This is a genomic window from Pantoea sp. SGAir0418, assembly GCF_043529865.1.
In genome coordinates this window covers 1,299,026-1,325,773 of record NZ_CP027911.1, presented here as the reverse complement: position 1 = coordinate 1,325,773, position 26,748 = coordinate 1,299,026, and the positions used below count along the sequence as shown (strand labels likewise).

27 protein-coding genes, 1 tRNA gene and 3 pseudogenes are annotated in these 26,748 nt (G+C 55.4%); 6 read left to right on the top strand and 25 right to left on the bottom strand.

Annotation, left to right across the window (positions count from 1 at the left end):
- Positions 1 to 3: 3 nt before the first annotated feature.
- From ccmI to ccmA, 9 genes are read right to left on the bottom strand one after another with little or no spacing between them, the layout of a single operon-like run.
- The gene (gene ccmI / locus C1N84_RS06010) at positions 4 to 1,215 is read right to left on the bottom strand and encodes a c-type cytochrome biogenesis protein CcmI (protein ID WP_238561752.1); all 1,212 of its coding nucleotides are present in this window, start codon (positions 1,213 to 1,215) and stop codon (positions 4 to 6) included.
- Complete coding sequence (locus C1N84_RS06005) at positions 1,215 to 1,670, bottom strand: cytochrome c-type biogenesis protein (protein ID WP_238561751.1); 456 nt, start codon at positions 1,668 to 1,670, stop codon at positions 1,215 to 1,217. The genes ccmI and C1N84_RS06005 overlap by 1 nt, the downstream gene beginning before the upstream one ends.
- Positions 1,667 to 2,224, bottom strand: a complete 558-nt coding sequence (locus tag C1N84_RS06000; protein WP_058782039.1) for a DsbE family thiol:disulfide interchange protein — start codon at positions 2,222 to 2,224, stop codon at positions 1,667 to 1,669. The genes C1N84_RS06005 and C1N84_RS06000 overlap by 4 nt, the downstream gene beginning before the upstream one ends.
- A complete protein-coding gene (locus C1N84_RS05995; protein WP_058769877.1) occupies positions 2,221 to 4,179 on the bottom strand; it encodes a heme lyase CcmF/NrfE family subunit in 1,959 nt (652 codons plus the stop codon). The genes C1N84_RS06000 and C1N84_RS05995 overlap by 4 nt, the downstream gene beginning before the upstream one ends.
- Entirely contained in the window at positions 4,176 to 4,661 is a 486-nt protein-coding gene (gene ccmE, locus C1N84_RS05990) for a cytochrome c maturation protein CcmE (RefSeq protein WP_021509145.1), read from the bottom strand. The genes C1N84_RS05995 and ccmE overlap by 4 nt, the downstream gene beginning before the upstream one ends.
- Positions 4,658 to 4,891, bottom strand: coding sequence for a heme exporter protein CcmD (ccmD, locus tag C1N84_RS05985; RefSeq protein ID WP_031280028.1), 234 nt, complete (start codon positions 4,889 to 4,891; stop codon positions 4,658 to 4,660). Before ccmD ends, ccmE begins: the two co-directional genes overlap by 4 nt.
- Entirely contained in the window at positions 4,888 to 5,628 is a 741-nt protein-coding gene (locus C1N84_RS05980) for a heme ABC transporter permease (protein ID WP_058782040.1), read from the bottom strand. Before C1N84_RS05980 ends, ccmD begins: the two co-directional genes overlap by 4 nt.
- Before the next feature lie 58 nt (positions 5,629 to 5,686).
- The gene (gene ccmB / locus C1N84_RS05975) at positions 5,687 to 6,346 is read right to left on the bottom strand and encodes a heme exporter protein CcmB (RefSeq protein ID WP_058758454.1); all 660 of its coding nucleotides are present in this window, start codon (positions 6,344 to 6,346) and stop codon (positions 5,687 to 5,689) included.
- Entirely contained in the window at positions 6,346 to 6,960 is a 615-nt protein-coding gene (gene ccmA / locus C1N84_RS05970) for a cytochrome c biogenesis heme-transporting ATPase CcmA (RefSeq protein WP_264442464.1), read from the bottom strand. The genes ccmB and ccmA overlap by 1 nt, the downstream gene beginning before the upstream one ends.
- Before the next feature lie 243 nt (positions 6,961 to 7,203).
- Here ccmA and C1N84_RS05965 point away from each other — a divergent pair, with 243 nt between their 5' ends.
- Both C1N84_RS05965 and C1N84_RS05960 read left to right on the top strand, forming a co-directional pair.
- Positions 7,204 to 8,136, top strand: a complete 933-nt coding sequence (locus C1N84_RS05965; protein ID WP_058775841.1) for a formate/nitrite transporter family protein — start codon at positions 7,204 to 7,206, stop codon at positions 8,134 to 8,136.
- A gap of 88 nt (positions 8,137 to 8,224) precedes the next feature.
- Positions 8,225 to 8,299 (top strand) — tRNA-Arg (locus C1N84_RS05960).
- Between the two features lie 34 nt (positions 8,300 to 8,333).
- Here the strand turns inward: C1N84_RS05960 and C1N84_RS05955 are convergent.
- The 11 genes and pseudogenes from C1N84_RS05955 to C1N84_RS05905 all read right to left on the bottom strand — a co-directional run bounded on the left by C1N84_RS05955 (position 8,334) and on the right by C1N84_RS05905 (position 19,034).
- Positions 8,334 to 9,698, bottom strand: a complete 1,365-nt coding sequence (locus tag C1N84_RS05955; protein WP_264442459.1) for a VasL domain-containing protein — start codon at positions 9,696 to 9,698, stop codon at positions 8,334 to 8,336.
- A 54-nt stretch (positions 9,699 to 9,752) separates the two neighbouring features.
- A pseudogene (locus C1N84_RS05950) lies at positions 9,753 to 10,451 on the bottom strand (GIY-YIG nuclease family protein); the annotation flags it as partial.
- A gap of 103 nt (positions 10,452 to 10,554) precedes the next feature.
- Positions 10,555 to 11,319 (bottom strand): transcriptional regulator, encoded by a 765-nt coding sequence (locus C1N84_RS05945; RefSeq protein ID WP_338119618.1) that lies wholly within the window; start codon positions 11,317 to 11,319, stop codon positions 10,555 to 10,557.
- A 67-nt stretch (positions 11,320 to 11,386) separates the two neighbouring features.
- Complete coding sequence (locus tag C1N84_RS05940; RefSeq protein WP_394541788.1) at positions 11,387 to 12,025, bottom strand: hypothetical protein; 639 nt, start codon at positions 12,023 to 12,025, stop codon at positions 11,387 to 11,389.
- Positions 12,026 to 12,849: 824 nt separating this feature from the next.
- Positions 12,850 to 13,305 (bottom strand): type VI secretion system baseplate subunit TssE, encoded by a 456-nt coding sequence (tssE, locus tag C1N84_RS05935; protein ID WP_150361576.1) that lies wholly within the window; start codon positions 13,303 to 13,305, stop codon positions 12,850 to 12,852.
- Positions 13,305 to 13,850 carry a type VI secretion system lipoprotein TssJ gene (tssJ, locus tag C1N84_RS05930; protein ID WP_394541786.1) on the bottom strand — a complete coding sequence of 182 codons (546 nt, stop codon included), beginning with the start codon at positions 13,848 to 13,850 and terminating at the stop codon, positions 13,305 to 13,307. Before tssJ ends, tssE begins: the two co-directional genes overlap by 1 nt.
- On the bottom strand, positions 13,828 to 14,916 hold the full coding sequence (gene tssG / locus C1N84_RS05925) for a type VI secretion system baseplate subunit TssG (RefSeq protein WP_394541846.1): 1,089 nt from the start codon (positions 14,914 to 14,916) through the stop codon (positions 13,828 to 13,830). The genes tssJ and tssG overlap by 23 nt, the downstream gene beginning before the upstream one ends.
- Positions 14,880 to 15,461, bottom strand: a pseudogene (tssK, locus tag C1N84_RS05920) (type VI secretion system baseplate subunit TssK); the annotation flags it as partial. The pseudogene tssK and the gene tssG, both read right to left, overlap by 37 nt.
- Positions 15,462 to 15,478: 17 nt before the next feature.
- Positions 15,479 to 17,026: pseudogene (gene tssC / locus C1N84_RS05915) on the bottom strand (type VI secretion system contractile sheath large subunit).
- A gap of 33 nt (positions 17,027 to 17,059) precedes the next feature.
- Positions 17,060 to 17,557 carry a type VI secretion system contractile sheath small subunit gene (tssB, locus tag C1N84_RS05910; protein WP_127834389.1) on the bottom strand — a complete coding sequence of 166 codons (498 nt, stop codon included), beginning with the start codon at positions 17,555 to 17,557 and terminating at the stop codon, positions 17,060 to 17,062.
- A 613-nt stretch (positions 17,558 to 18,170) separates the two neighbouring features.
- A complete protein-coding gene (locus C1N84_RS05905) occupies positions 18,171 to 19,034 on the bottom strand; it encodes a helix-turn-helix domain-containing protein (RefSeq protein ID WP_127834390.1) in 864 nt (287 codons plus the stop codon).
- 182 nt (positions 19,035 to 19,216) lie between these two features.
- Here C1N84_RS05905 and C1N84_RS05900 point away from each other — a divergent pair, with 182 nt between their 5' ends.
- Complete coding sequence (locus C1N84_RS05900) at positions 19,217 to 20,116, top strand: DMT family transporter (RefSeq protein WP_264442400.1); 900 nt, start codon at positions 19,217 to 19,219, stop codon at positions 20,114 to 20,116.
- 36 nt (positions 20,117 to 20,152) lie between these two features.
- Here the strand turns inward: C1N84_RS05900 and C1N84_RS05895 are convergent, their stop codons facing one another.
- Entirely contained in the window at positions 20,153 to 20,392 is a 240-nt protein-coding gene (locus C1N84_RS05895) for a hypothetical protein (protein ID WP_021313687.1), read from the bottom strand.
- A 280-nt stretch (positions 20,393 to 20,672) separates the two neighbouring features.
- Here C1N84_RS05895 and C1N84_RS05890 point away from each other — a divergent pair, with 280 nt between their 5' ends.
- Together C1N84_RS05890 and C1N84_RS05885 are read left to right on the top strand one after the other, a co-directional pair.
- Complete coding sequence (locus tag C1N84_RS05890; protein ID WP_166711808.1) at positions 20,673 to 21,890, top strand: L-lactate MFS transporter; 1,218 nt, start codon at positions 20,673 to 20,675, stop codon at positions 21,888 to 21,890.
- A gap of 281 nt (positions 21,891 to 22,171) precedes the next feature.
- A complete protein-coding gene (locus C1N84_RS05885; protein WP_166711810.1) occupies positions 22,172 to 22,324 on the top strand; it encodes a hypothetical protein in 153 nt (50 codons plus the stop codon).
- 73 nt (positions 22,325 to 22,397) lie between these two features.
- Here C1N84_RS05885 and C1N84_RS05880 read toward each other — a convergent pair whose 3' ends face one another.
- The 4 genes from C1N84_RS05880 to C1N84_RS05865 all read right to left on the bottom strand — a co-directional run bounded on the left by C1N84_RS05880 (position 22,398) and on the right by C1N84_RS05865 (position 24,992).
- Positions 22,398 to 22,679, bottom strand: a complete 282-nt coding sequence (locus C1N84_RS05880; RefSeq protein WP_021509105.1) for a membrane lipoprotein lipid attachment site-containing protein — start codon at positions 22,677 to 22,679, stop codon at positions 22,398 to 22,400.
- Between the two features lie 254 nt (positions 22,680 to 22,933).
- Positions 22,934 to 23,737, bottom strand: a complete 804-nt coding sequence (locus tag C1N84_RS05875; protein WP_058770795.1) for a hypothetical protein — start codon at positions 23,735 to 23,737, stop codon at positions 22,934 to 22,936.
- Positions 23,738 to 23,746: 9 nt separating this feature from the next.
- The gene (locus C1N84_RS05870; protein WP_058758371.1) at positions 23,747 to 24,199 is read right to left on the bottom strand and encodes a universal stress protein; all 453 of its coding nucleotides are present in this window, start codon (positions 24,197 to 24,199) and stop codon (positions 23,747 to 23,749) included.
- 7 nt (positions 24,200 to 24,206) lie between these two features.
- Positions 24,207 to 24,992 carry an IclR family transcriptional regulator gene (locus C1N84_RS05865; RefSeq protein WP_021509102.1) on the bottom strand — a complete coding sequence of 262 codons (786 nt, stop codon included), beginning with the start codon at positions 24,990 to 24,992 and terminating at the stop codon, positions 24,207 to 24,209.
- A 149-nt stretch (positions 24,993 to 25,141) separates the two neighbouring features.
- Here C1N84_RS05865 and C1N84_RS05860 point away from each other — a divergent pair, with 149 nt between their 5' ends.
- Positions 25,142 to 26,743 (top strand): MFS transporter, encoded by a 1,602-nt coding sequence (locus C1N84_RS05860; RefSeq protein ID WP_394541784.1) that lies wholly within the window; start codon positions 25,142 to 25,144, stop codon positions 26,741 to 26,743.
- The last annotated feature ends 5 nt before the right edge of the window (positions 26,744 to 26,748 follow it).

Here is a 26,748-nt window from a genome sequence, read left to right as displayed (position 1 = left end):
GCTTCAGGGCTGCTGCTGATTGACCTCAACAGCCATCGGCTGGTGACCATCCCAGGGGGTGACCGCGCTTAAACCAAACCAGTCGCCGGACTGCGGATTAGCACTACCATCGCGCGAAATGCGCACCCTGACCTGCACCTGATGCTGCGCCGAAAGCAGGCGATCCGGCATCATGGCGTTGCTGTCATCCAGCGTAAGCGATAGCGGGAAGTGGCTGAGCGGTAAACGCTTTACAGCCACAGGCACCGGTGAAACACCGTCAGACACAGAAATATACAACACTCCGCCCGGCGGTAACATTTTTTCTGCCTCTGGCGTTAAGCTCACCGTCAATGCCAGCTGGCTATTTTGCTGTCCCGCGTCGGTTTTCGCTTGTTCAATGCTGCGCTCTATCATGGTAATGCGTCGATCGCCGGCCGGCAGCAGCTTCAGCATCACCTGCCACGCGCCAATCGCTTCGCCATACTGCTGCTGTTCAAAGGCATTGAACGCCAGCAGACTGAGGGTGCGCACATTGCTGTGGTCGCGCTTCAGCAGGTCTTTCAGCAGCATATTGGCCTGGCGGTTATCCTGCGGATCGCTGGAGCGCGTCAGCACTTCGGCATAATCCTGCTGCAGTTCAAGGTTATCCGGCGCCAGCTGCAAAGCGTGCTCAAAGGCCTGGCTGGCATCGGTGGCGTTGTTCAGCACCATGCCGAGGCGGCCCAGCATCGCCCAGTCATTGAGGTTTTGCGGATCGTTTTGCAGCGAGGTGCGCAGGCCGAGCTGCAGACGCGCCAGCTCTTCCATGGTCAGCGGCTGCGCGTTGGGATCCATCACCCGCGCGCGCAGCGCCGGGTACTCCTGCTGCACGCTCTGCCAGCCCGCCAGCTGGGCAAGGCCACCGGTTTTCAGATAAACGCCCACCGACACCAGCACCAGGACGATCACGCCCGGCAGCAGTACCCAGCGGCTGCTGTGATGCGCGCGTGCCGCCGCGTCGCCCGGCACGTCGGTCAGCAGCGTTTGCTGCAGTTCACGCACCATCTCCGGACGTTCACTGACCACGCCCTCGGCTTCGTCATGATCCAGCTCGCGCAGACGCTGCTGATAAAAATCGGTATTGAGACGATCGCGATCGCCGCTGCTGGCCTGACGCTGCCGCCAGCCGGCACCGACAAACAGCGCCGTCGCCGCCGCCAGTAAAATAATCAGGGTAATCCAGAATCCAGTCATTACGGCTTCCCGTCACGCTTCAGAATCGCCGCAAGGCGCTGTTGTTCATCGTCATCCAGCTCGCTGCTCGCGTTGCCGCGTCGGCTGCGCAGAATAATAATCAGCCCGCCGAGCACCACAAACAGCGCCGGTCCGACCCACAGAATCAGCGTCGACGGCGTCACCGGCGGTTCATAAGTGACGAAGTTGCCATAACGCGCCACCATGTAACCAATGATCTGCTGGCGGCTCTGGCCCTGCTTCATCAGCTCATACACTTTCAGCCGCATGTCGGCGGCAATCATCGCGTTGGAGTCGGCAATACTGTTGTTCTGGCACTTCGGGCAGCGCAGCGATGCGGTGAGCTCGCGATACTGCTCCTCCTGCTGGACCGAATCGAACTGATAAGTATCGATCGCGGCCCACAGGCTGGTGCTCAGCAGCAGACCCGCGAGCAGCATAAGCAGCTGTTTCATACGCCTGCCTCCCTGCTGTATTTCTGCCACAGCGGCTTCACCTCTTCATTCCACACCCGGTCGTTCATGTCGCCGGCGTGGCGGTAGCGGATAATGCCGTGGCCATCAATCAGGAAGGTCTCCGGCGCGCCGTAGACGCCGAGATCCAGACCGAGCATGCCGTCGCCGTCATACAGGCTCAGCGCATACGGATTGCCGAGCGTGTTAAGCCAGGTGACGGCTTTGCTGCGGTCGTCTTTGTAATTGAGGCCAACCACGCGGATGCCCTGCTCCGCCAGCGTGTTGAGATATTGATGCTCGGCGCGGCAGGTCGGGCACCAGGTGGCCCAGACATTCAGCAGCAGCGGTTTGCCATCGGTCAGCACCTGCTGGTTATAGATTTTGCCCGGCTGATCCAGCGCTTCGAGTTTAAACACCGGCACTGGTTTACCGATCAGCGCCGATTCGAGGCGCGTAGGATCGTCACCGCTGGCGTTGCGCGTCAGCTGCCACAGCAGCGCCGCCGCCAGCAGCAGAAACAGGACTAAAGGAATAAACAGGATCTTTTTATTCATGCCAGTTCCTCGCGCTGCGCTTTTTTGCGCGAGCGGTAGCGCGGATCGAGCAAGCACAGCAGGCCGCCCACCGCCATAAACACGCCGCCGAACCAGATCCAGCGTACAAAGGGTTTGTAATAAATACGCACCGCCCAGGAACCGTCATCCAGCTCTTCGCCCAGCGCCGCGTAGAGATCGCGCGTGAAGCCGCCGCTGATCGCCGCTTCCGTCATCATGGTGCGCGCTGCGGTATAGAAGCGCTTCTCTGCATGCAGCACCGCTTCTGGCTTACCGTTGCGTGTGACATCGATAATCGCCACGCCACCGCTGTAGTTGGGGCCCTGCAGATTGTGCACGTCGCGGAAAATAAAGTGATAGTTGTGGATATCCACGCTGTCGCCGGCCTTCATGCGCACGTCACGCTCAACGCTGTATTGGGTGCTGAAGGCAATGCCCACCACCGTCACCGCCACGCCAAGATGGCCCAGCACCATGCCCCAGTGGCTGCGCGACAGATGGCGCAATCCCGCCAGGAAACGGTGCCGGTGGGTAGCGCGTTCGTGCAGCTCCATCAGCGTCAGCAGGATCACCCAGATGGCCATCAGCAGGCCAATCACCGTCATCGCTTCGATGCGATCCTGCAACAGCCACGGCAGCACGATCGACAGGATCAGCGTCACCAGCAGACCCACGCCGAGCCGCTTCCACAGCTTTTGCGGCTCATCGCGGCGCCAGCGCACCAGCGGCCCGATGCCGAGCATCAGCGCGAACGGCGCCATCAGCCAGGTGAACATGGTATTGAAGAACGGCTCGCCAACCGAAATGCTGCCCAGCCCGAGCTGTTTATGCACCAGCGGCAGCAGCGTACCGAGCAGTACCACCAGCATTGCGGCAATCAGCAGCACGTTGTTGCCGAGCAGGAAGGATTCGCGCGACCAGGCTTCGCTCTGCACGCGGCTGCGCACCTGGCCCCCTTTCAGGGCGTACAGCAGCAGCGAACTGCCGATGACAATCACCAGGAAGGCGAGGATAAACATACCGCGCGCCGGATCCGAGGCGAACGAGTGCACCGACACCAGCACACCCGAACGCACCAGGAAGGTACCCAGCAGGCTTAATGAGAACGCGGTAATCGCCAGCAGCACCGTCCATGACTTAAAGCTGCCGCGTTTTTCTGTCACCGCCAATGAGTGCATCAGCGCAGTACCGGCCAGCCACGGCATAAAGGACGCGTTTTCGACCGGATCCCAGAACCACCAGCCGCCCCAGCCGAGTTCGTAATACGCCCACGCGGAACCGAGCACGATACCAATAGTCAGAAATACCCATGCCGCGGTGGTCCACGGACGTGACCAGCGCGCCCAGGCGGTATCGAGCCGGCCTGCCATCAGCGACGCAATGGCAAAGGCAAACGCCACCGAGAAGCCAACATAGCCCATATAGAGCAGCGGCGGATGGAAGATCAGCCCGATATCCTGCAGCATCGGGTTGAGGTCGCGCCCATCAATCGGGAAGTTCGGCAGCGTGCGGGTAAACGGATTCGAGGTGAGGATGATGAACAACAGGAAGCCGAGGTTGATCATTCCCATCACCGCCAGCACGCGCGCCAGCGCATCCTGCGGCATGCCGCGGCTGAAAATCGCCACCGCTAATGTCCAGGTGCTGAGCAGCAGCACCCACAGCAGCAGCGATCCTTCATGCGCGCCCCAGGTGGCGGCGATGCGGTAATACACCGGCAGCAGCGAATTGGAGTTGGTGGCAACGTAGCCGACGGTAAAATCGTTGACCACAAACGCGTGCACCAGCACGAGGAACGCGGCAGCGATGCACAGGAACATGCCCCAGGTGAGCGGACGCGCCAGCGCCATCAGCCGGCCATCCTGACGCGCTGCGCCCCACAGCGGATAAATACTTAATAACAGCGCTAAGCCCAGCGCCAGACACAGCAGAAAGCTGCCAATTTCCGGCATCATGATTGCGTACCCGCCTGCTGATAGGCCGCTGCCGGTCCGTTATGATTCTTCTTCATTGCGTCCTGAATTTCCGGCGGCGTGTACTTCTCATCGTGCTTCGCCAGCACCTCTTTGGCGTTGACCAGATTGCCGTCCTCCAGCACGCCCTGCGCCACCACGCCCTGCCCTTCGCGGAACAGATCCGGCAGAATACCTTCGTAGCTGACGCTGACCACGCCGTTGGCATCATACAGTTTGAACGACACCGCCAGCGTTTTCGGATCGCGTTTGACGCTACCGGGCATCACCATGCCGCCGACGCGCAGGCGCTGACCGGCCTCCGGCTTCTGGTGATCCTCACCTTTGCCGTACAGAATTTCACTCGGGGTGTAGAACAGGTCGATGTTGGAACGCAGCGCGTACATCACCAGCGACGTGGCAAGGCCTAAGCCCACCAGCACCGCCACCACCACATACAGGCGGTTACGACGACGGATATTCACACGGATTCTCCTGCTGCTTCACTGGCAGCTTGTTTAGCTTTTGCCGCGCGGATGCGGCGCTCGCGGGACTGACGCTGGCGAATCTCTGCCAGCAGGCGGCGACGGAACAACACGGTGTGCAGCACCAGACCGATCAGCGGAATCAGCGTAAAACACACGGCCAGCCAGACGTAAAAGGCATAGCCGCCCATGGCGAAAAACTCGCTCCACGATGAGAAGGCAGGCGTCATGCTTTGCGTCCTCCCTGCGCCACGTCAATCGCCCACGGGCGGTGACGCTCGGTAAACAGAATCAGGTTGCGCAGACGCATCAGGGTGAGCGCACCAAACACCAGCAGATAGCCGAGAATCGACCAGCGCAGCGGCGTGCGCATGCTGGGATCGATCGCCTGTTGCAGAATGCCCGACGAGCCCTGATGCAGCGTGTTCCACCACTGCACGGAGAAGTGAATAATCGGCAGGTTAACCACGCCGACCAGAATCAGGATGCCGGCCGCGCGTCCGGCGGTGCGGCGATCATCGAAAGAGTGATAGAGCGCAATCACGCCCATATAGAGGAACAGCAGCACCAGTTCAGAAGTCAGACGCGCATCCCAAATCCACCAGGTGCCCCACATCGGCTTGCCCCACGCCGAGCCGGTCACCAGTGCGATAAAGGTAAATACTGCCCCCACTGGCGCCATCGCCGCCGCCGCCAGATCGGCCATTTTCATCTGCCACACCAGACCGATGAAGGCGGCGATGGCCATTGAGGCATAGACGCCCATCGACCACATCGCCGCTGGCACGTGAATGTACATGATGCGGAAGCTGTTGCCCTGCTGATAATCCGCCGGCGCAAAGCCGAATCCCCAAATCCAGCCGAGCAGCAACGCGCCGACACCCAGGATTGCGAACCAGGGAATCAAGCGACCGCATAGCTGGTAAAGCCGCTCAGGCTTTGCCCACTGGTGTAACCATTTCCACATTGACATTGCTCACACTAAACAAGAATTCGGATGGCGGCCTCTCTGCCGGAGGTCCGCCTTAATGCAGACTGATGCGCAGCGCGGCGGCGGTCGCAAACGGCGACAGCGTGGCGCTGACCGCCAGCATGGCGCCGAGAATCGCCAGATAACCGCCGATCGGTAACCCCTGACCGGCCGCATCAATCGCCGCGCTGGCAAAAATCAGTACCGGTATCGACAGCGGCAACACCAGTAAACTCAGCAATACGCCGCCGCGCCGCAGCCCGACGGTCAGGCCGGTGCCAATCGCACCGAGAAAACTCAGGGTTGGCGTGCCGATTAGCAGCGTCAGCGCCATTGCCCGCCAGCCAGCAAAATCCAGCGACAGCAGCAACGCCGCCAGCGGTGAGAGTAAAATCAGCGGCAGCCCGGTAATCAGCCAGTGCGCAATCACTTTGCCCAGCACGGTGATTGGCAGCGGCGTCGGCAGCAACAGCAGCTGCTCCAGCGATCCATCAAGAAAGTCGTCGCGAAACAGCCGCTCCAGCGCCAGCAGCGATGCCAGCAGCGCGGCTACCCAGGCGACGCCAGGCGCGATGCGCGCCAGCTGCTGCGGCTCAGGGCCAATGCCTAACGGGAACAGCGTAATCACAATCAGAAAAAACCACAGCGGATTAACCACTTCCGCGCCGCTGCGAAAGGCAATCTTTAACTCACGCTGAATAACCCGGCCAAGCATCACGCGCACTCCGATGTAAGACGAATTTTGCGCACGCGCGCCTGGCTGTCCGGCAGGTCCTGATGGGTCGTCAGAATCACCACGCCACCGTTATCGGCATGATCGGCGAAGCGCCCCATTAATTTTTCCACGCCGTGTTTGTCGATGGCGGTCAGCGGCTCATCCAGAATCCACACCGGAGCCGGGCTGAGCCACAGTCGCGCCAGCGCCACGCGCCGCTGCTGCCCGGCAGAAAGCTGAGCCACCGGCACCTCTTCATAGCCCAGCAGATTGACCTGCTCCAGCGCGTCATACAGCGTGTCTTGGCTGCGATCGCCGTGCCAGAAATGCAGATTCTCCCGCGGCGACAGCACCGATTTCACGCCCGGATGATGGCCGAGATACAGCAGGTTTTGCTGCCATATTTCGCGCTGCCGGCGAATCGACTGCTGCTGCCAGCGTACTTCGCCCTGCTCTGGCCGGCTTAACCCGGCCAGCAGTCGCAACAGTGAAGTTTTGCCTGCGCCGTTGGGCCCTTCGATTTGCACCACATCGCCCGCCTGCACCTGAAAACTCAGTCCGTGGAACAGGGTTCGCTCATCGCGAACGCAGGCGAGATTAATCACTTCGAGCATAGAAGGGAGATTCATAGCAATAAATGAGGCGGGAATAATACCACACTCAAACCAGGGGCCGAAGTCTGTGCGCAAGCTCCCCCTTCCCCCAAATGGGGTATTCATGCGCATCAGATCAAGAAAGCGCTCAAAAAACCACCTTTGCTAATCTCTTGTTACTCTTAATTTGAATCTTTGTAACATTTCGCCCTTGCTAAAAGCGTCTACGCTTATTACGCACTGGCATTATCACCGGGAGAAAAAATGAAGCCATCGCCATCAAATAACACGCATGACAATGACGTGGACAGTGAAGAAAAAGAACAAGGCACGGATATTGAAGTGGACGAAGACGCCCTGCCCTCGCGGGCTGCGGCGATCCATGAAGAGATTCGACAGGATGGGGAAAAGGAGCTGGAACGCGACGGCATGGCGCTGCTGTGGTCAGCGATTGCCGCCGGCTTATCAATGGGCGCCTCGCTGATGGCGAAAGGCATTTTTCAGGTACACCTCGCTGGCGTACCCGGTGCCTATCTTCTGGAGAATCTTGGCTACACCTTTGGTTTTGTCATCGTGATTATGGCGCGCCAGCAGCTGTTTACCGAGAATACCGTCACCGCCGTACTGCCGGTGATGCATAAACCCACCGGCGGCAATTTTATGCTGCTACTGAGGCTGTGGAGCGTGGTGCTGATCGGCAATTTGATTGGTACCGCACTGGGCGCGCTGGCGTTTAATCATATGCCGATTTTCGATGACGCCACGCGCCAGGCCTTCACCGCCATCAGCGAAAAAGTGATGGAGCACACGCCGGGCGAAATGTTTGCCAACGCAGTGATTTCAGGCTGGATCATCGCCACCATGGTGTGGATGTTTCCTTACGCTGGCGGCGCCAAAATTGTGGTGATCGTGATGATGACCTGGCTGGTGGCGCTGGGCGATCTGGCCCACATTGTGGTCGGTTCGGTTGAAGTGCTGTATCTGGTGTTTGCTGGCACGCTGCCGTGGCAGGAGTTTTTGTGGCCGTTTGCACTGCCCACCCTGCTGGGCAACATCACCGGCGGTACGCTGATTTTTGCCCTGATCAGTCACGCGCAGATCCGTAACGACATGAGCGAAGCGGCCAAAGCCAAAGCGCGAGCCGAACAGAAGCGTAAAGAGAGGCAGGAAAAGCAGAAAGATCAGGAAAAAGCGTGATCGCCACCGCCTGATTGCTGACACTTTGAGCAAACAGGCGGCCCACGGTTAAAATCCCCTGCACGGTGCGCTATACTGCGCGCCGCACGTCTCCTTAGTTAAATGGATATAACGAGCCCCTCCTAAGGGCTAGTTGCAGGTTCGATTCCTGCAGGGGACACCAGTAACGCCTCTTCTGCTTTGGTTTACCGCTTCGCTTATTGCTCCTCTCCCTCTGCCACCTCAATGCTGTTTTTCATCTGCCACAAGGTGTAAATCTGTGATCGCAGGTGCTGTTCGAGCTGGCGGATAAGCTGCTGCCGCTGGGGGGCACTGGCTGGTAGTGAGTGGATTTGCCGCAATTGTTCCTCGATGGGCTCAGCCTGCTGAAAACGGGTCATCATGCCAAATACCGAGGACTTCAGCTCACTCACCGTGATGTATTTTCCTTTTTGCTCATCCAGTCCATTCAGCCGCTCGCTTAACTGCGCCAGCTTCATCATTCCCTGATGCCAGGCCGCAAGGTTTTGCGCTGGCAACATGCTGGCCTCAAGTTGATGTTGCCACCGTGCTGATAACGAACCCGCCTGTTCCGGCCACAGCGCCTGCGCCTGCTCCACCAGCTGTTGACCGTAAGCAATATTCCAGTCGGGCGCGAGTTGCTCCAGACGAGATAACTGCTGCTGCGTGTCGGCAAGCAAAGCTGGTGGTAAGGACGTCCGCTGCCGCAGCACATCCCGCTGCTGTGGCGTGAGTGTGGCGGGCACAGCCGCCAGCGATGCCGCGAGCTGAGCCTGCAGTGGATCGGGCCGGTGCAGATATTGCCAGCCGCTCACCGCGACCACGCTGATAAGCAGCATGGTAAACATCCCGGCACTGAAAAATTGCCACTTATTGCCGCGGGCCGGCGCCGCCGTCTGTACCTTAATCTTTGGCTGATGTTGCTGCTGCGCGACATACACCCATCTGGCGCTATGCGGAGTTTTCGTTTCATGCGGGTGTGCGGATATCGCCCCGTTATCTAGCGTGGTGCCGGGCAAGATGTCGCTGGTCGTATCGTCACGGCTTTCCAGCCTGGCGGCACTGTTGTGCATCAGAGCACGCAATGTATCAAGCTGGCTAAGATGTTTAAGCTCCAGCCGCTGTAACACGGTCCCCAGCCGGGTAAGCAATTGTTCAGCACGATAAAGCTGACTCAGATCGTCATAATTCAGGGAAAGGGTGCGCATCTGCTGCTGCACGCGCTGGCTCAGGCTGGTGAGAATGTCCATGCGCGCGTGGATCGGTTGCGGCCACAGCCCCCCCCACTGGTGGCTCACTAGCGCTTCCAGTAGCGCCAGACCTTCATTCAACCCGACCAGGCCGGCCAGCTGCAGGCGGGCAAGCGTGTACCAGGCCGCGGTCTGCAACTCCACTCCATTTTGTTCGAACAGAGAAAGGCAGCGTTGTTCAACGTAAAGCCAGTCTATATCCGGCCGTGCCGGATGGGTCAATTTGCTCAGCTCTTCACGCAGAGCAGCATAATCCGGCAGCTTACGCGGGTCGCTGCCGGTTTTAATTTTACGTTGGGAAAGAATGTTCATGGCCAGATATCCATTTGGCGTAGTTTAAGCAGTGGCAATTATTATTTATGCGGCTTAACTTTCTGCATATTCAAGGGCTTGCAAATACTGCAAAGCGATCGAATCTGCAAGGTATTCCACCAGCTCATGATGGCGTTCCACTTCATCGATAATGCGACTGAGTCCGACGCGGAAAAACTTTTTACGCAGGTTGATCCTGTTAATCCGGTAACTTTCCAAATAGTCATGCAGGATCTTTTCAAATGCGGGTGCGTCATCGCATGAAATCATAGCGTGAACATCAAAATAAAAAGGTACGGCAGTCCCGCTCGTTTTTTACACACCTCTTGGGTTCCAGTCGTCATTTCATGCCAATTTTGAAGACATTTTCACCGAAGGATCCAATATTCGAAATCATATACACATGTCCCTGTTTTGTAAGCTGAACCATAGATTTGACACGTTCGTATTGCTGGTGTACTTCCTGTAAACACTGCTGCTCAGCAAGGCGTTACTCTTCCTCTTCCGCTTCGCGCTGTTGCTGGTCCAACTCATCCTGACGCTGTTTCTCTTCCCGCATCTGACGCTTAATCTCAGTCTGATACTCTTTGTCTTCCTGCGCTTTTTCAACAGGACAACTTTATCCAGAAACTACTGCCTGACGCCTTCCCAGGCAGCATTATCTTCGAGTTCCAGAAAGGTGATTTTCTCACTAAAGGCAGAGTAAGCCTCTCTTTTCCTGAGCAGCTGGTAGTATTTACTTTGCCAGTTATTCTTACGAATATATTGGGTTCGGCAATAGCAATGCGCTGCACTTTTCATCCATTTTTAAAGTAATACTGATAACCAATAAAGGGAATGATTAGCGCTTACTGATTTAGATATTTTTACAAGTTTTCCAATCAAAATAACCACCCCCTCTAAAATTCTGTTTAGGATAGTTATCAGGCAGCGTCAGGGACCATCCTTTTAGCTTTGACACGCAAACAACAACAGGAAAAAGGGAATAATCTATTGACTCACTAATGAACTGATCTTTACCTATATTGCTCAGGAATTTATCACCTCGATTCCAAATTGCTTTTCTTATTCGAATATTCCACTCTCGATAACTTATGCCAGCAATATATCTCCCTCGTCCATTTGTGTTTGTTTTCTTCCAATTAACCTCGCCACCATCACTTAAATATTGCCATATTGCATAGCGCTCAAGTTCAAATTGACTGGGTAATTCACTGGCGTGTGCAGAATTAACATGGTCAAGCAAATGCGGGTCTGCCAGCAACATAGCCATTGCTTTATGCATATAACCAAGCATGATTTCAGGATGCTCCGGCAATCCTTCCTCTGCATTAAACAAGCTAAGATATGATAAATAAAGTGCATCATTTTGCACTGTTCTTCCGTTATCTTTAGCTGTTGCAACTATTTTTGCAGCACGATATTGCAAACTCCCCCAGGATTCTGCGCCGCTGATTGGTCTATAACGATGAGGATAAAGATTTCCTGTAAGGAATCCTTCTGCAGATTTTAGATCCCCGTTGTCAATTGCTGAAACTGCCCGAGCATGATCGGAAAGTGTCAATGTATTATTTTTAATATTTTTTGCAGTATTGATTATAGGTCTGCATCCGGAAGACATAACACTAGAAAACACCACAAAAAAAGCAGAAATCGCGACCCTTTTAATTTTATTCATGAGATCCCCTTTACTTATATATATATTGCGTTGTTATTTGATATGGTTCAAGTGTAAGCAAGACAACTGTGCGGCCTTTTTCGTAGTCGCTCTGCCATTTTGGGCAATTTGTTATTTTGCTAACATCCAGTCCTTTATTATACCACTCCTTCTGTTTTCTCTTACATTCAGAAAGGCTTTTATAAAAATTCCTCTTGTCAGTAACTGTCTCTTCTTTATTTTTAGCCAGACCATATTGCTTTTCCAGAAATTTAGTTTGTTTTTGATAAATCTCAAGCCCCTCTTTTCCATTATCAACTCTCGCTAATTTATTTTTGTTATCATGCTGTTCATCGACTGATGCTGTAAATACGGCACCTATCAGTCCGGCTTTCTTATCAAAATATAAAATCACATGCTGGAATTCATTAGCATTCAATTCAGATGGTTCTACCTCTGCAGAGATTAGGTTAGGATCCATCCCTGCGTAGTTAATATCCTGGACTTCTAATGAGTACAACGGAATATTCCTTGCCTCATCGTAACTCATACCCCACCTTAAATTGTATGGCGCTGATGGTTCACCATCGTGATTAACACTGGCAACTGCGGCTACAAATATAGACGAAAGGAAACACGCCACTACTATCATTAACTTTACTTTTTTCATTACCATCTCTCTTTTTAATACACCTATTTGAAATCACCTATCATTCAACAATGAATGCATCAGTGATCAACTTTTATAACATCAGTCCTTTTATCAGCCACCAATGATGAGTTGGCTACTTTAATAATTCGGACATCAACCGGAGCAAGACGGTCCTAAGCCACTATATTTCTGACATCTTAATTACAATACATGCTCCACGATAACAACATACTGGCGCAGTGGTTACTGAGTAAAAACATCAATATTAAACCCCGTAAAATTGATTAAATATTCAATCTCTTTGGGTTATCATTGCCATCTGATAGGTCACACTACTTTCAATTGGTTAAATGATTCACTTTGGCGAACAGAAATACCTTCAGGTTTCAGGATAGGATTAACACAGATTTGCTTGTTATATCTCCAATGCGTCAAACACTTTCTCATCACTAAGGAAATCAGCGCAATTTCATTTCACATCATTAAATTATAATCAATAAAATAGCACCCCCTGTTTATTGGCATGGATTTGCACTCGTGAGTGGCGACAAAAAATTAACAAGGCATACATTATGATGGAGATATCAGCACCTGACCTATAATGAAAAAAAATAACAGTAGATGCTGACGAACGGCTTGCTACAGCAAAGGAAATTCAACATATAGTTTTGTGTATGTATTACTAATTGGCTCCATTCCCTGAATTCTGATGTCATTTTTTTAACACGTAAGGTCCGGTCGTATTTAGCCATTTTGATAATTCATGGGATGTCCTAATCATGCCCATTGCACGACATCACTTGCTGCCAGTTTTTGTTACGGATATTCATTCACTAACCGGGCTAAACTCTGGCTTGGTGAGCAAGATACTGCTGCTGCTTAAGATGCCTCAACAGAACCCGTCCCTCGGGCATAAACTCGGTGCCATAGCGTACGAGGCCAATGCCTTTCAATTCAGCATCAATGGCATAACGCAACTCGCCGGGGACATTCTGCTCCAGCAGCACCACTCTGATGCTCTTCAGGCGCGGCTCATACCTGAGCAGAACAGCAGACAGGGTGCCAATCAGCTCATGGGCAGTACCCGGCATGCCCTGCAGGATTTTGGTCATATCAGGCAGACCATAGTCCGGCAGATGCGCCAGCGTGCCGGCGCGGCAGTTGAGGATGCGCTGCATGTTATCGAGCACGGACAAAATCACCTGATTCTGTTCGCTGACCTGATGCAGGTCGAGGCCGCCGGTGAAGTTGCCGGTGAGCATTTCATACAGCGAAGGTGTGTTATGTCCCTGGGGCATCAGTCGTCCTTGAGCGGTTGTAGCGTCAGATGGTTGTTACCGGCTTCCAGAATGCGCGGCTTATCCGGGTCAAGGTCTTCACGCCCTATCACCAGCTTCCAGGTATTGTTAACCCTATCCGGATGGCGGAACAGCCCTGCCACGGCGACAAACTGCGCATCTTCTTCCATTGGCATATCGAGGTTCGCATCACCGCCAGGTTTTACCACCACATCCCGGGTCGCCAGCAGATCGGCTTTCAGGATCGTGTCGCCATCCCTGAGGAGCTGCTGATAGACCGTTTTGTCGAAGGTTTTACGGTCTTTCAGCTGCCAGACCCGAATAACCACCGGCTCAGACAGCGAGTTACTTTCGCGGGAATCGGTGTTCAGCGCCTCACGGGCGGTAAAATCCAGGTGCAGCACCTTAATCTTTTTGTAAAACACGGCGTTAAATGCCGATTTGGTGCCATCGGTGATCCCCTGCGTCACTCCACACCCCGTCAGGCTGAACACCAGTAGCGCAGGTAGCCAGCATGCGGATTTAATCAAACTTGTACGTAACACGTCGGTTTCCTTGTTGTGATGATGCAGGCTCCAGCCCGGCGTAATAACCCAGTTCCGTGGTAAAGGTCTGCGGAATATCCTCCGGGAGATCTTCATCTTGCGCGCCCAGTACACCATTCATCCCCAGCCAGAATGGGCCTTCGCCGAGCGGCGGCGCAACCAGCAGGCGGGTTCGGGTGGTCAGAGTGATTTTTGCTTTAAAGCGCCAGCCGAGATACACACGCAGCATCACCAGAAAGTCCTGATACAGCAGGCCGTCCGGTTTCCAGCCCTGTGATTCCTGCTCGTTATCGGTGGACAGAGCAATCAACAGCTGGCTGTTGGCATCCATCGCCTCTTCACCCAGCGGTGTGTTGCCATCCAGCAGAAAATCGTCATCGCCGTAAAAGCCCAGCGGCTGGCTGACTGCCACTGGTCGCAGGCAATACGGGCTCACCTGCACCGTCGTGTCGGGTGCCAGCAGGCTCACCAGGGCCTGTATTCCCTCCTGGGTTTTACCTGGCTGCTGCAGCACACCCAGCAGCGCCAGAAATCGGGATACCGGGGTGGCGATGTGCTCTGCGGTGCCCGGTATCCCCAGTCCCACCAGACCCAGCAGTGACTGCGAGATAGGGTCAGTACCGCCGGGCTCAAATGTGGCCGGGTAGGAGTATTTACGCCAGATACGGTAAAACTGCGTCAGGATACGGTGGCTGAAGATATCCAGAAAACCCTGCAGCGCTTCGTGACCTTCGCGACGCTGAGTGATGTCGTCGAGATAGGCGGTCGGCAAGGGGGAATCAACCCCGTACATCCCCATAAAGGTCGTGCGGATGAGCGGTGGCTTGCTGTCATCCTCCTCGTCATATTCGACAGCCTTTATTTCGCTGGCCGGAAATCCCATCCCCGGATGTGGCGCAAACCGCACCGGGTCATCCGCCGGGTGGCTGGTCGAGCCCAGCAGCGGCCTGCCAGGATTACGCTTCTCCAGCAGCTGGCATAAGCGGTAAAAGTTGATGCGGTGAAGGTCGGCTTCCAGCCGCGGGGTTAGCGGCTGCCCTGCAGAGCCAGCAGTGGCGGAAGCCAGGTTTCATCGAGTGCCCAGCTGCCCTGTGAATCCTGCTGCAGACGGGCGACCGGACAGGTCAGATAATCACTGTTGTTCTGATGGGCAAAACGCAGCGTCAGCTCTGGCTGCATCACTGCAATCTGCCGGGTATCGTCGCCAAAGGTGTTGCGGACATCCCGCCAGCGCTGGCGATAACGCACAGGGCGCTCGGCCACCTCATCGGGTTTAAGACAGTTGCCGCCATTTGCGCGCAGCAGCGGAAGCGCCAGCACCACCACCACGTCCTGTGATTCGCCCTCAAGCATCAGCACCGGTGGCAGGTCATCGGCATTATCGGTGTCGATAAGCGTGCCATCGGGGAAACGGATGTGCAGATGACGGGCCTGCAGGCGGCCCAGCTTCAGTGCATCAGGTTCGAAGGTGGCAGCAATCATCCCCCAGGGATGGGAGAGGCCCAGCCGGGCGATGCATTCCGCAGACCAGGCCGCATAGGCGACCTGTTGCTGGAAGTGCTGAGGAGAGACCATAACGCCCCTGCCCCATAACGGTTGTTCCGTTTTCATTGGCTTCCTGCCTTCGCTTACGATTTCGCCTTCGGCATCTGGGAAACCAGTGACAGGTTGACGTCCATGCCCTCCACCTGGAAATGTGGAATCGCGTACAGCCTGACGCGGAAGAAACCCGGGTTGTCGTCGATATCTTCCACTACCACCTTCGCGTCGCGCAGCGGGTGAGAAGCCTGCAGCTCATCGCCCGGATCGGTCATTTCGGTCACCAGACTGCGCACCCAGGTGTTCAGCTCCAGTTCCAGCAGACGCCGATCCTTGGTGGTGCCGATGTTTTCACGCTGAATCAGCTTCAGATAATGCGCGATACGCGACAGCAGGAAGATATACGGCAGACGGGCGTTAATGCGGCTGTTGGCGGTGGCATCCGCAGTGTCATACAGCGCGGGTTTCTGGGTGGAATTGGCTGAGAAGAAGCAGCTGTAGTCGCGGTTTTTGTAGTAGGACAGCGGAATGAAACCGAGATTGGCGAACTCAAATTCACGGGTTTCCGGGATCATTACCTCACTCGGGATCTTCACCTGATTACCGGTGCCCAGATCGTACAGATGAATCGGCAGATCCTGCACCGCACCACCGGCCTGTGGACCACGGATTTGCACGCACCAGCCATTGTTAATGAAGCTGCGCACCATGTTGGATGCGAAGGCAAACGAGGCGTTGGTCCACAGTTATTTGTCGTGATCCGGGCCTTTGACTTCTTCAACGTAGTTGAAGCTGCGCACCGGTACGGTGTCCGGGCCATACGGCAGGCGACCCAGCACACGCGGCATCACCAGACCGATGTAGCGTGAATCGTCCGTCTCGCGGAAGGATTTCCACTTGATGTATTCAGCGCGGTCAAAATAGTTACCGATATCTTTGATGGCCGCCACGTCTTCCATTGAATCCTTGAGGAAGAATTGCGGGCCGGCAGAGCCGATAAACGGCATATGCGCCGCAGCAGACACTTTTGAAATATTGCGCAGCAGGGCAACATCCTGCGCAGACGCATCAAACTCATAAGCGGAAATCAGCGCCGCAATCGGCTCGCCGCCTGGTGTGTCATACTCATCAATGTAGGTGTGTTTATACAGGCCGCTCTGGATAATTTCCGGGCTGTCTTCGAAGTCCTGACGCAGATCTTCTTTAGACATATCCAGCAGTTCGACTTTCACGTTCTGGCGGAAATCGGTTTTATCAACCAGCGATTTCACGCCGCGCCACAGGCTCTCCACTGCCTGGAACTCTTCGCTGTGCATGACCGCATCCAGCTGACGACTGATCTGGTGATCCAGCGCGGCGATATGATGGTCAATCAGGTTTTTGTCGAGTTTTTCAACTTTTGCGCCTGATTTTTTCAGGCACTCCAGAAATACCTGCATGCCGGCGGTTAAACGCTCATCCGCCGTTGCATCCGACATCGCCTGCGCATCCTGCCAGATATCCAGCGCGCTCAGCTCAGAAACCGGGTTGAGATTGATCTTTTCAAACAGGGTGGCATAAACCCCACCGGCTGCCGGACGTTCCAGCACCACGCTCTCGCCACCCGTCGCATTCTCATTATTTACAGACATCAGCATCTTCCTTATTAATCCGTTAAATCATCGTGATGGTTATGGCTGTTTTGGTGCCAGGGTTGAGAGCTCAGCGCGCAGTTCTGCGCTTAACGCCGGGTCCAGCAGAATTTTTTCCAGCTCCTTTCGGAAGGCCTGGTTATCCAGCAGGTTGGCTTTTAAATCACGCAGTAAATTGCGCATGGAAAGCATGGCCTTCAGCTGAGGTATTTGCCGGGAGACCTGTTCCGGAGAGAAATCTTTCATGCTCTGGAAAGTTAGACTGATGCTGTCTTCGCTGCCGTCATCGGCCAGCGTATTTTTAACGGCAACCGTGACTTTGGGCGAATATTCGGAAAGCACTGCGTCAAAATTATTTTTATTCAGATTAACTTTGGCTCGCTCTGATAATGGTGCGGACGCCTGACCATGACTGAAGTCGCCTGCCACCAGTAATTTCAGCGGAAGCTCGGTTTTCTTGCTTGCGCCCCCGGTATGCAGGTCAAGTTTTAAGTTAATACGTGCCTTTGGCACTTCATTCTGGAAACTATCTGCCATTTCATCATCCCTCTGTTTATCTCAGCGCACATTTCCCGCGCCATACTACTTTAGAGGTAACAACAGAGCAATGATCGACAAAAAATCAAATAGCCAAATCTTTAAGCTGCAAAAGTGACACATACAAGCCATTAACACTAAAAAATGCAGATCATTGTCACCAGAAACCAGCTAAAAAAACTGGCAAAGACATTAAAGGCCACACATTAATGCCAATAAAAAATAAAGTTGTGGATTAATATTAATAAAGCGTGAATTTGTTGATTCAGGTCAAAATAAAAAACCAGCCCAAAACCATCACTCCATCAAGAAAGAAATGACATAAAAAGATAAAAATTGCGGATAAAAGCAGTGCGGAATTTCATACAGGAGGGTAATGAGATGAAGTAAAGATTTCAGGTAAAACAGAGCGCACTTAAGCCCGTGCTACATCAGTTCAACGTAATCGTATAATTAACCACCCATGTGGGAAATTTCGTATAAATAACGTTCGGATGCGATCAGAGGGAATCAATCAGGATAGCGGGGTTCATGCAATAATGACGTACGCGATCAATCGCGCCGCTGCTAATTCAGTAATCTATTCCTCGCAAAATTCACAACAACTGCCCCGTCAGCGCTGACGCCATGCCGAGGGTGCCATGCCGTGCAGTTGGCGGAAGCGGTTGCTGAAATGGCTGGAGGAGTGGAAACCGCAGCGCAGGGCAATCTCGGTGAGCGACAGCGTGCTGAATTGCAGCAGTTGCTGCGCGGCTTCCATACGGCGGCGCATCACATACTGGTGCGGCGCTTCGCCGGTGCTACTGCGGAACATACGTGCAAAATGGTATTCGCTAAGCGCCGCCTCTGCCGCCAGTTGGGCCAGCGTTAACGGCTGATCCAGCTGCGTATCGATCAGCGCCAGCACGCGGCGCAATACCGCCGGCGCCAGTCCGCCGCGTACCTGCGGCAGCTGCCATTGTACCTGACTGTAGCGCTGCAGCAGATGGGTCATCAGCAGTGTTGAGGCGCTGCTCAGCATCAGCTGGTTAGCCGGCTGCTGCCAGTCGGCGCTCAGCAGAAAATGACGATACAGTTGGGTGATGCGGTCATCGTCGGCAAAAATCTTCTCATGCAGGTTAAGCTGCGCCGGGCTGCGATCCCACACCTGCTCACCGAGGTGACGCAAATGCGCATCGGTGCAGTAGAGGTGCACGAAGGATAAATCCGCGCGCAGATCCCAGGTCGACTCAGTGCCAGACGGCATCAGGCAAAAGCGATCCGGCGCGCCGCCGTTGCGCCAGCCGTGCGGCGTTTTGTGCCAGGTATCGTAACCGTCAGCCACGTACAGGCTAAGCGTATGGTGATCGCTGAGGTTGGTCACGCGATCGCCACTGTTGAACCACGCCGCCAGCCGAATGCCGCCGCTCAGCTGCACGCTATCGCGCAGCTGCGCTTTGTGACGCTGAAGCATAGTAAACGTCTGATATTCCGGCATGGTCTGACATCGCTCTCTGGATTGATGTCCTGTAGTTTACGCAACTGACCGGACAGAAAACAGGCCAATGCCGGACCAGGCGGGAAAAAGCGCAAGAATTTGCAAGTGCTGCGCAAAGCCATGCAAGCCGCGCTCCTGTCACTCAGGCACACTGCGAGCCTGATTCCGCCGGAGAGTTTCTGATGAACCTGATGTTATACCTCGCGGTGGTGCTGATTTGGGGCACCACCTGGATTGCGATTTTTCTGCAGCAGCAGGCCGCCGATACGCCGGTACTGGTGGCGGTATTCTGGCGCTTCCTGTTCGCCTCGCTGACCATGCTGGTGCTTCTCCGGCTGTTGAAACGTCTGCGTACGCTGGATGCGCGTGACCACCTGTTTTGTCTGTTACAGGGCGGCTGCGTATTCGGTTTTAATTTTGTCTGCTTTTACCATGCGGCAGCGATGATCAGCACCGGACTGGAGTCGGTGATTTTTTCGATGGCGGTGCTGTATAACGCGCTCAACAGCTGGATCTTTTTCCGCCATCGCCCGCCTTTCCGCCTGCTGCCCGCCGCCGCGCTGGGCCTCGGCGGGATTGTTGCGCTATTCTGGCAGGATATTCAGTCAGCCCAGGTTGCGCCGCAGCTGCTGTGGGGCGTGGGGCTGAGCGCGCTGGGCACGCTCGGTTTCTCCTTCGGCAATATGATTTCTACCCGCCATCAGCGTCGTCAGCGCGACGTGCTGACCACCAACAGCTACGCCATGCTATACGGTGCGCTGATCATGGCCGTGCTGGCGCTGGTGAATGGCGACGCGCTGGCACCGGCACTCAATCTGCAGTGGCTGGGCGCAATGAGCTATCTGGCTTTGTTTGGCTCGGTGCTGGGCTTCGGTGCCTACTTCACGCTGGTGGGGCGCATCGGTGCCAGCCAGGCGGCTTACAGCACCCTGCTGTTTCCACTGGTGGCGCTGACGCTTTCGACGCTGTATGAAGGCTATCAGTGGCATAGCAATGCTATCGTCGGGCTGGTGATGATTCTGGCAGGGAACATGGTGATGTTCGTGCGCTGGCCGGCTCATCGCCGGTTACGTCTGGCCTGAAGCAAGAGCGGGCATAGCGCCCGCTCTGTCACTCCTCTAGCGCCAGCCCCCGACGCCGATGTTGAGCTGGTGAGGTTGGTTAATGGCTTTTCTGGCAATCCAGTAAAGCAGAACGCGTTCATCATCTCTGTCGCGGTCGGCCATCGCCAGTAATTTCAGCGACAGGGTGGACCTGGTCACAGGCTGCTGTTCATCGCTTAACTCGATAACCGCCTGACCGATGATGCAGCAAACCTCATCCCCGCTGGATACGGATTCATATGCCCGGTCTTTCATATTTCCTCCTATTGAGTGAACTATAAGCCTGGCAAAGTTCCTGTGTTTTGCCGCGCAGATGCTGCGCTTAAAACACCCTGTTACACATGCTCACCTGTCGCAATGCCTGTTCATGTGACGACATCCGCGCTGCGCTTAAGCAAAGGCGCAATGCCATTCATACCGTTTTCACAGCATTTCATTCCGTCTCCCGCTCCGTTCACGCCCGTCCGCACCACCCGCGCCCGCGTGAGGCTTATTATCGCTGCAGATTCCGTATTCCCGGATGGGAGAGAGAAAAATGACAACAGCCGTTACCCCTAATCATCAGCGTGTCCGTATCCTTACCCTCGCAGGCACCATCATTACCCAGTTCGCGCTCGGCTCGGTTTATACCTGGAGCCTGTTTAATGGCCAACTGGCACAGAAACTGGATGCGCCGGTCAGCCAGGTGGCTTTTTCCTTTGGTCTGCTCAGCCTCGGTCTGGCGATTGCCTCCTCGCTGGCCGGCAAGCTGCAGGAGCGCTTTGGCGTGCGCAATGTCACTATCGGTGCAGGCATTCTGATGGCGATTGGCTTCTGGCTGACCGCCCATGCTGACAACCTGATGATGCTGTACCTGAGCGCCGGCATTCTGGTCGGGCTGGCCGATGGCGCGGGCTATCTGATGACGCTCTCTAACTGCGTGAAGTGGTTTCCGCAGCGCAAAGGGCTGATTTCGGCCTGTTCGATCGGCGCTTACGGCCTCGGCAGTCTCGGCTTTAAATTTATCTGTGGCGCGCTGCTCAGCACTCAGGGGCTGGAAAATACCTTTGTGATTTGGGGTGTGCTGGCGATGACGATGATTATTGCCGGTGCACTGATGATGCGCGATGCGCCGCTGCAGCAGGCTGGCTCACGTCAGCAACAGGCCACACAGGAGTTTACGCTGGCGCAGTCGGTGCGCCTGCCGCAGTACTGGATGCTGGCGCTGATGTTCCTGACGGCCTGCATGAGTGGTTTGTATGTGATTGGTGTCGCGAAAGACATTGGTGAAGGCCTGGTGCATCTGAGCACGCAAACGGCGGCCAATGCGGTGACGATAATTGCCATTGCCAACCTGAGCGGACGACTGATTCTCGGCGTGCTGTCGGACAAAATGGCGCGCATCCGGGTCATTTCGCTGGCACAGCTGGTTTCGCTGAGCGGTATGAGCATCCTGCTATTCACCCACATGAATGAAACCACCTTCTTCCTGTCGCTGGCCTGCGTTGCATTCAGCTTTGGCGGCACCATCACCGTCTTCCCGTCACTGGTCAGCGATTTCTTCGGCCTCAACAACCTGACCAAAAACTACGGCCTGATCTATCTCGGCTTCGGCATCGGTAGCGTGCTTGGCTCGCTGGTAGCTTCGGTGTTCGGCGGCTTCACCGTGACCTTCAGTCTGATTATGACGCTGCTGGTGATCTCGCTGGTGCTGTCGCTCAGTATCCGTCTGCCAAATCGTCAAAACCTGGTCGCGCCGGTACTGCATAATTAATTCACCACCCTGCCGTGTAAATGCACGGCAGGCTTTTTACTGATAAACACAGAATTGATCACGCGTTGAGAATGACTGTTATTTAACCTTGCATTTCAGAGTAATCGGGTTATTATCAGGCGCTATTCAGCTTATTCCGATTGGTTTATTTCCCGCCCTGTCACTTTTAGCTTTTAATTGACATATCTGGTAATAATTACGGAAATAACTCTACATTCACTGCATCTTCACTCCACTTTTCCCGGTTAATCTGGCCTCATTGGAAAAGAGGAGGACTCTCCATGAAGAAGTTAATAAAAGTCGCTTCGGTGGTGGCGATTATGACCATGCTAAGCGGGTGTATTATCGAACACGATCATGGACGCGGTCCCGGCTGGGGCCACGGGCACGGCGGCGGCTGGCATCACGGCCATGGCGGCTATCGTCACTGGTAATTGGGCAAAGCACACACAGCACATAATAAAAAATGAATAAAGAAAGGGCGGGAATCAATCCCGCCCTTATTTTTTAGCTTTTCACCGCGTAATTACATTGATACCAGACTTTCTTCAGGCCAGGCAAATTGCTGTCCTGCGCCGGAAGCGATTCGACTTTATCGAAGCCGCGCTGGTTACAGTAATTCGCCAGATCAAGTTCCAGCGCATCTTTATCCAGCTTCTGTGGATCGTAACGATACTGTACGGTATTTGAACGGGCATCTTCATCCACGCGCTCAAAACCCCCGGGTTTGCTGACACTACAACCGGCCAGCATAAAAAGCGCTAACGCGCTAATAAGCATTTTATTCATTAGGGTGTCCTCATCAGACGTTGCAGTGTAAAAGGCAACGCCACACGCCTCTATAGGAAAAAGACGCGAAATGTCCGATTAATGCAAAGTTTTCGCCAATCAAATCAATAAAACCAAACGGTTTTCCTTATCACATCAGCAGTGAGAAGATGACTTCAGACAAAACGAAGTCTGCACCACACCAGGTGATACCCACAAAAAGACATACTGAAAGTGACCTTTATGCCCGTGCTGAGCGGGCTTTTTTTCGCCCGTTATCCGGTAAGGCTGACCATCTTACGCAAAAGATTGGCCGCTTGTTTGTCCGGCAATGCGAGAATTCCGCTGTAAAGATCTATCGACATCGCGCACATCGTGCCGCGATCCACCGCCGTATCCGCCGGCATATTCAGCTGCTGCAGCTTATCGCCCCACTTGCCATACAGTTTTTCCACCACGCGCTGCAGATCGCGCTGCGCCTGAGGCTGATCCACCGCCAGCTCATCGCCGGTACTGTTTTGCAGCAGTGCCTCGAGCGCTTCACCATCGCGCTGATTAAGCTCCGGCGACAGCACCTGTTGCAGATTGACGCCACCGCTGACCTGCGGATAGAGGAAACGGAAGCAGCGCTGCGTATCCTGCTGCTGCAGCGCCTGCATCTCCTGCACCGAAACGCGGATGTAGTTGATGATCGCCGCATCGCTGGCGCGCGCCATGCGCTGATTCACCAAATCCATCAGCCAGCCGCGCATATCGCCCAGCGCCTGCTCCGCAGGTACGCCCTCTGCCAGTTTGTGCTGCAGCTCGCGATTGAGCAGTTGCCACAGCGCCGGCTCCTGCACTTTCAGTACGCGATAACCCGGCGCGTCGCTCAGTTGGGTAGCCACCTGCGCCGCCAGCGCCTCGCGCTCCTGACGCGGATGCAGCCAGCTAAACCACAGCAGATTAGCCAGCAGCACAGGCAGCAAAAACAGCAGGACACCCTGCCAGACGCGCAGCGCGGTGGTGCGCAGCAGTACCACGATGATGATCGCCAGCAGCACAAAAGCAGCCAGCGTGAGCGGGAAAAGCGAGAACATGGAGCGACATTAATCCTTGCGAACGTCAATTAAAACCGGACAGCTGGCGCGTTCAATCACTGCTGCGCTTACCGAGCCTTTCAGCAGGCGGTTGAGCGGCGACAGGTGACGACGGCCCATTATAATCATACTGGCGTGCAACGCCTCAGACTGCGCCACAATGGTTTCCGCCGCTTCACCGGCCAGAATCAGCCCGCGTGCGTCAATGCCAGCGCGCAGCAGCGGTGCCAGCGCATGGCGTACCACCATTTCAGCCGTGTTTTGTTCATCCTGCGCCACGACAAAATCGTCCGGGTCTTCCCCGGCGTCGATCTCAATCGGCTGATTGCACGACGAATAAGCCGGATCGACACAGCACAGCACGGTGACCTGCGCCTGTTGCGCCAGAGCCTGTTCAATGGTCAGGGCGATCACTTTTTCCGCCACCGGTGAGTTATCAATGGCCATCAGCAAGGTTTTCATCAGTCGGTTATCCTTCCGCAGCAGTTATTTTGCCAATTTCGCGAATCAGCGCCTCTTTACACTTTATCAGCGCTGTCCGGTAATGCGCTTCCTGGCGGTGAAAACGTGCCGTCGGCACCAGCAGTGAGATCGAGAAGCGCCCGAACAGCGTATCAATCGCTACCGCCATGGTGGAAATGCCCTCCAGCGTTTCGCCGCGATCGATAGCCAGTCCGCTAGCGCGCACCTCCGCAATCAGCGTCAGCAACTGCGGCAGCGTTTTTACCGTCATTTCCGTCAGTTCCGCATAGGCTTCACCGACCATCACCCGCACATCTTCGTCGCTCTCCAGCGCCAGTAGCGCCCGACCACCGGACGTACTGTAGAGCGGCAGATTCAGGCCGATGTGGGGCACCACGCGCAGCTCACGCGTGGCCACCACGTAATGGACAATCGCCAGCTGCGTCCCGCTGGCCCGCGCCAGCGACACCGTTTCATTGATTTCCGCCGAGAGTTGTTCGAGGAACGGCCGGACAATTTCCACCACGTCACTGTGCACGCTGGAGATCAGCTTCAGCAACGCCGGACCGAGGCGCAGCCCGCCAGCCCCGCCGCTGCGCACCAGCTGCGCGCTATCCAGCGCCGCCACGATGCGCTGCACCGTCGAGCGCGGCAGATCGACCACCTGCGCAATTTCACCCAGACTCATGCCGCCCGGATGCTCACCGAGCGCATTTAAAATTTTTGCCGCACGCGCAATGACCTGAATGCCACCCGCTTTTTCATCCTCACGGCTTGAGGGAGGTTCTACCATGATACGTTCCTTTTTGGCCTGCCCTACTTTAGCGCGAACGATCGCACTTTTACACCCTGTATCACATTGCAATACACCATATCGAAATGTAAGATGCGAGCTGTATCACATCGCAATACACTGCATCAACCAATAACGAGACACCTGTTATGAATGCCCAGCCCGTGGCGGCACCGGCACCGCATCCTTTTACCCTGCGCCTCGCGCTGGGGCTGGTGGGAGTGCTGATCGCCGCGCTGACCTCCGGATTAAACGATCGCGTTACCGACATCGCGCTGGCCGATATCCGTGCCGCAATCGGCATTAGCTACGATGACGGCAGCTGGATTATTTCGGCTTATCAGGCAGCGGAAGTCGCCGCGATGATGATTGCACCGTGGTTCGCCGTCACCTTTTCGCTGCGCCGCTTCGCGCTGGCGGTGTCGGCCGGTTTCATGGTGTGCGGTGTCCTGCTGCCCTTTATGCCCACGGTCCCGCTGTTTATTGCGCTGCGCGTGGTGCAGGGACTGTTTGGCGGCGCCCTGCCGCCGCTGCTGATGACGGTGGCGCTGCGCTTTCTGCCACCGCCGATCAAACTTTATGGGCTGAGTGCTTACGCCCTCACCGCCACGTTTGGCCCGAATCTGGCGGCGTCGCTGGCGGCGTTCTGGACCGATGACGTCAGCTGGATGTTTGTGTTCTGGCAGGTGGTGCCGGCCATGCTGATCGCCATGCTGCTGATCGGCTGGGGTCTGCCGCAGGATCCGCTGCGCACTGAGCGATTTAAACAGATTGACCTGTTCGGCATGCTGAGCGGCTGCTCGGGCATGGCGCTGCTGATTCTGGCGCTGACGCAGGGTGAGCGTCTCGACTGGCTCAGCTCGCCGCTGTTTGTCGCCCTATTATTCAGCGCGCTGGCGTTGCTGATTGTGTTCTTTATTAATGAATGGTTTCACCCGCTGCCGCTGTTTAAGTTGCAGATGCTGCGCCGCCATAATTTGTCGCACGGTTTGCTGGCGCTGGCGGGTGTACTGATTCTGGCGCTGTCCGGTTCGGCGCTGCCGTCGGCCTATTTTGGTCAGGTGGAGGGGTTTCGCACGCTGCAGTTCGCGCCGCTGGCGTTGACCATCGGCCTGCCGCAGCTGCTGATTGCACCGCTGGTCGCCAGCCTGCTGAATATCCGCTGGATTGACTGCCGCTGGGTGCTGAGCGCCGGTGTGCTGCTGCTGACGACCGCCTGCCTGCTCGGCATGCAGATCACCACCGACTGGGCGCGGCAAAACTTCTGGCTGATGCAGGTCTTGCAGGCGTTTGGTCAGCCGATGGTGATTCTGCCGGTGCTGATGAGCGCCACCAGTGTGGTCGCGCCGCCGGAAGGACCGTTCGCCTCCGCCATGTTCAATACCGTACGCGGCTTTGCCAGCATCGCCGCCAGCACGCTGGTGGAGTGGTTTATCAGCCATCGCGAGCAGTTTCACTCCAGCGTGCTGGTCGATCAGGCTGCCAGTCGCAGCTGGCTGATGACCGCAGCGGATAGCCAGCAGGCCAGCAGCAGCCTGCCGCTGTTGGCCGACGGCAGCGCCAGCAGCGCGGCCAATCTCAGCGGCTTCGCCACCCTGCTGAAGCATCAGGCCATGGTGCTGAGCCTGAGCGATGCGTATCTGATGCTGATCGCCTTCGCTGCCGGGCTGTTAGTGCTGACGCTGTGCCTGGCGAAACGCGTCTGGCCACCGCAAACCCTGATTCAACCTGTTACCAAAACTCCGGAATAACTGTT

Excerpts from the sequence above, each read along its gene's own strand:
- ccmI (WP_238561752.1), bottom strand. The coding sequence starts at position 1,215 with ATGACTGGATTCTGGATTACCCTGATTATTTTACTGGCGGCGGCGACG.
- C1N84_RS06005 (WP_238561751.1), bottom strand. The coding sequence starts at position 1,670 with ATGAAACAGCTGCTTATGCTGCTCGCGGGTCTGCTGCTGAGCACCAGC.
- C1N84_RS06000 (WP_058782039.1), bottom strand. The coding sequence starts at position 2,224 with ATGAATAAAAAGATCCTGTTTATTCCTTTAGTCCTGTTTCTGCTGCTG.
- C1N84_RS05995 (WP_058769877.1), bottom strand. The coding sequence starts at position 4,179 with ATGATGCCGGAAATTGGCAGCTTTCTGCTGTGTCTGGCGCTGGGCTTA.
- ccmD (WP_031280028.1), bottom strand. The coding sequence starts at position 4,891 with ATGACGCCTGCCTTCTCATCGTGGAGCGAGTTTTTCGCCATGGGCGGC.
- C1N84_RS05980 (WP_058782040.1), bottom strand. The coding sequence starts at position 5,628 with ATGTGGAAATGGTTACACCAGTGGGCAAAGCCTGAGCGGCTTTACCAG.
- ccmB (WP_058758454.1), bottom strand. The coding sequence starts at position 6,346 with ATGCTTGGCCGGGTTATTCAGCGTGAGTTAAAGATTGCCTTTCGCAGC.
- ccmA (WP_264442464.1), bottom strand. The coding sequence starts at position 6,960 with ATGCTCGAAGTGATTAATCTCGCCTGCGTTCGCGATGAGCGAACCCTG.
- C1N84_RS05965 (WP_058775841.1), top strand. The coding sequence starts at position 7,204 with ATGAAGCCATCGCCATCAAATAACACGCATGACAATGACGTGGACAGT.
- C1N84_RS05955 (WP_264442459.1), bottom strand. The coding sequence starts at position 9,698 with ATGAACATTCTTTCCCAACGTAAAATTAAAACCGGCAGCGACCCGCGT.
- C1N84_RS05945 (WP_338119618.1), bottom strand. The coding sequence starts at position 11,319 with ATGTCTTCCGGATGCAGACCTATAATCAATACTGCAAAAAATATTAAA.
- C1N84_RS05940 (WP_394541788.1), bottom strand. The coding sequence starts at position 12,025 with ATGAAAAAAGTAAAGTTAATGATAGTAGTGGCGTGTTTCCTTTCGTCT.
- tssE (WP_150361576.1), bottom strand. The coding sequence starts at position 13,305 with ATGCCCCAGGGACATAACACACCTTCGCTGTATGAAATGCTCACCGGC.
- tssB (WP_127834389.1), bottom strand. The coding sequence starts at position 17,557 with ATGGCAGATAGTTTCCAGAATGAAGTGCCAAAGGCACGTATTAACTTA.
- C1N84_RS05905 (WP_127834390.1), bottom strand. The coding sequence starts at position 19,034 with ATGCCGGAATATCAGACGTTTACTATGCTTCAGCGTCACAAAGCGCAG.
- C1N84_RS05900 (WP_264442400.1), top strand. The coding sequence starts at position 19,217 with ATGAACCTGATGTTATACCTCGCGGTGGTGCTGATTTGGGGCACCACC.
- C1N84_RS05895 (WP_021313687.1), bottom strand. The coding sequence starts at position 20,392 with ATGAAAGACCGGGCATATGAATCCGTATCCAGCGGGGATGAGGTTTGC.
- C1N84_RS05890 (WP_166711808.1), top strand. The coding sequence starts at position 20,673 with ATGACAACAGCCGTTACCCCTAATCATCAGCGTGTCCGTATCCTTACC.
- C1N84_RS05885 (WP_166711810.1), top strand. The coding sequence starts at position 22,172 with ATGAAGAAGTTAATAAAAGTCGCTTCGGTGGTGGCGATTATGACCATG.
- C1N84_RS05880 (WP_021509105.1), bottom strand. The coding sequence starts at position 22,679 with ATGAATAAAATGCTTATTAGCGCGTTAGCGCTTTTTATGCTGGCCGGT.
- C1N84_RS05875 (WP_058770795.1), bottom strand. The coding sequence starts at position 23,737 with ATGTTCTCGCTTTTCCCGCTCACGCTGGCTGCTTTTGTGCTGCTGGCG.
- C1N84_RS05870 (WP_058758371.1), bottom strand. The coding sequence starts at position 24,199 with ATGAAAACCTTGCTGATGGCCATTGATAACTCACCGGTGGCGGAAAAA.
- C1N84_RS05865 (WP_021509102.1), bottom strand. The coding sequence starts at position 24,992 with ATGGTAGAACCTCCCTCAAGCCGTGAGGATGAAAAAGCGGGTGGCATT.
- C1N84_RS05860 (WP_394541784.1), top strand. The coding sequence starts at position 25,142 with ATGAATGCCCAGCCCGTGGCGGCACCGGCACCGCATCCTTTTACCCTG.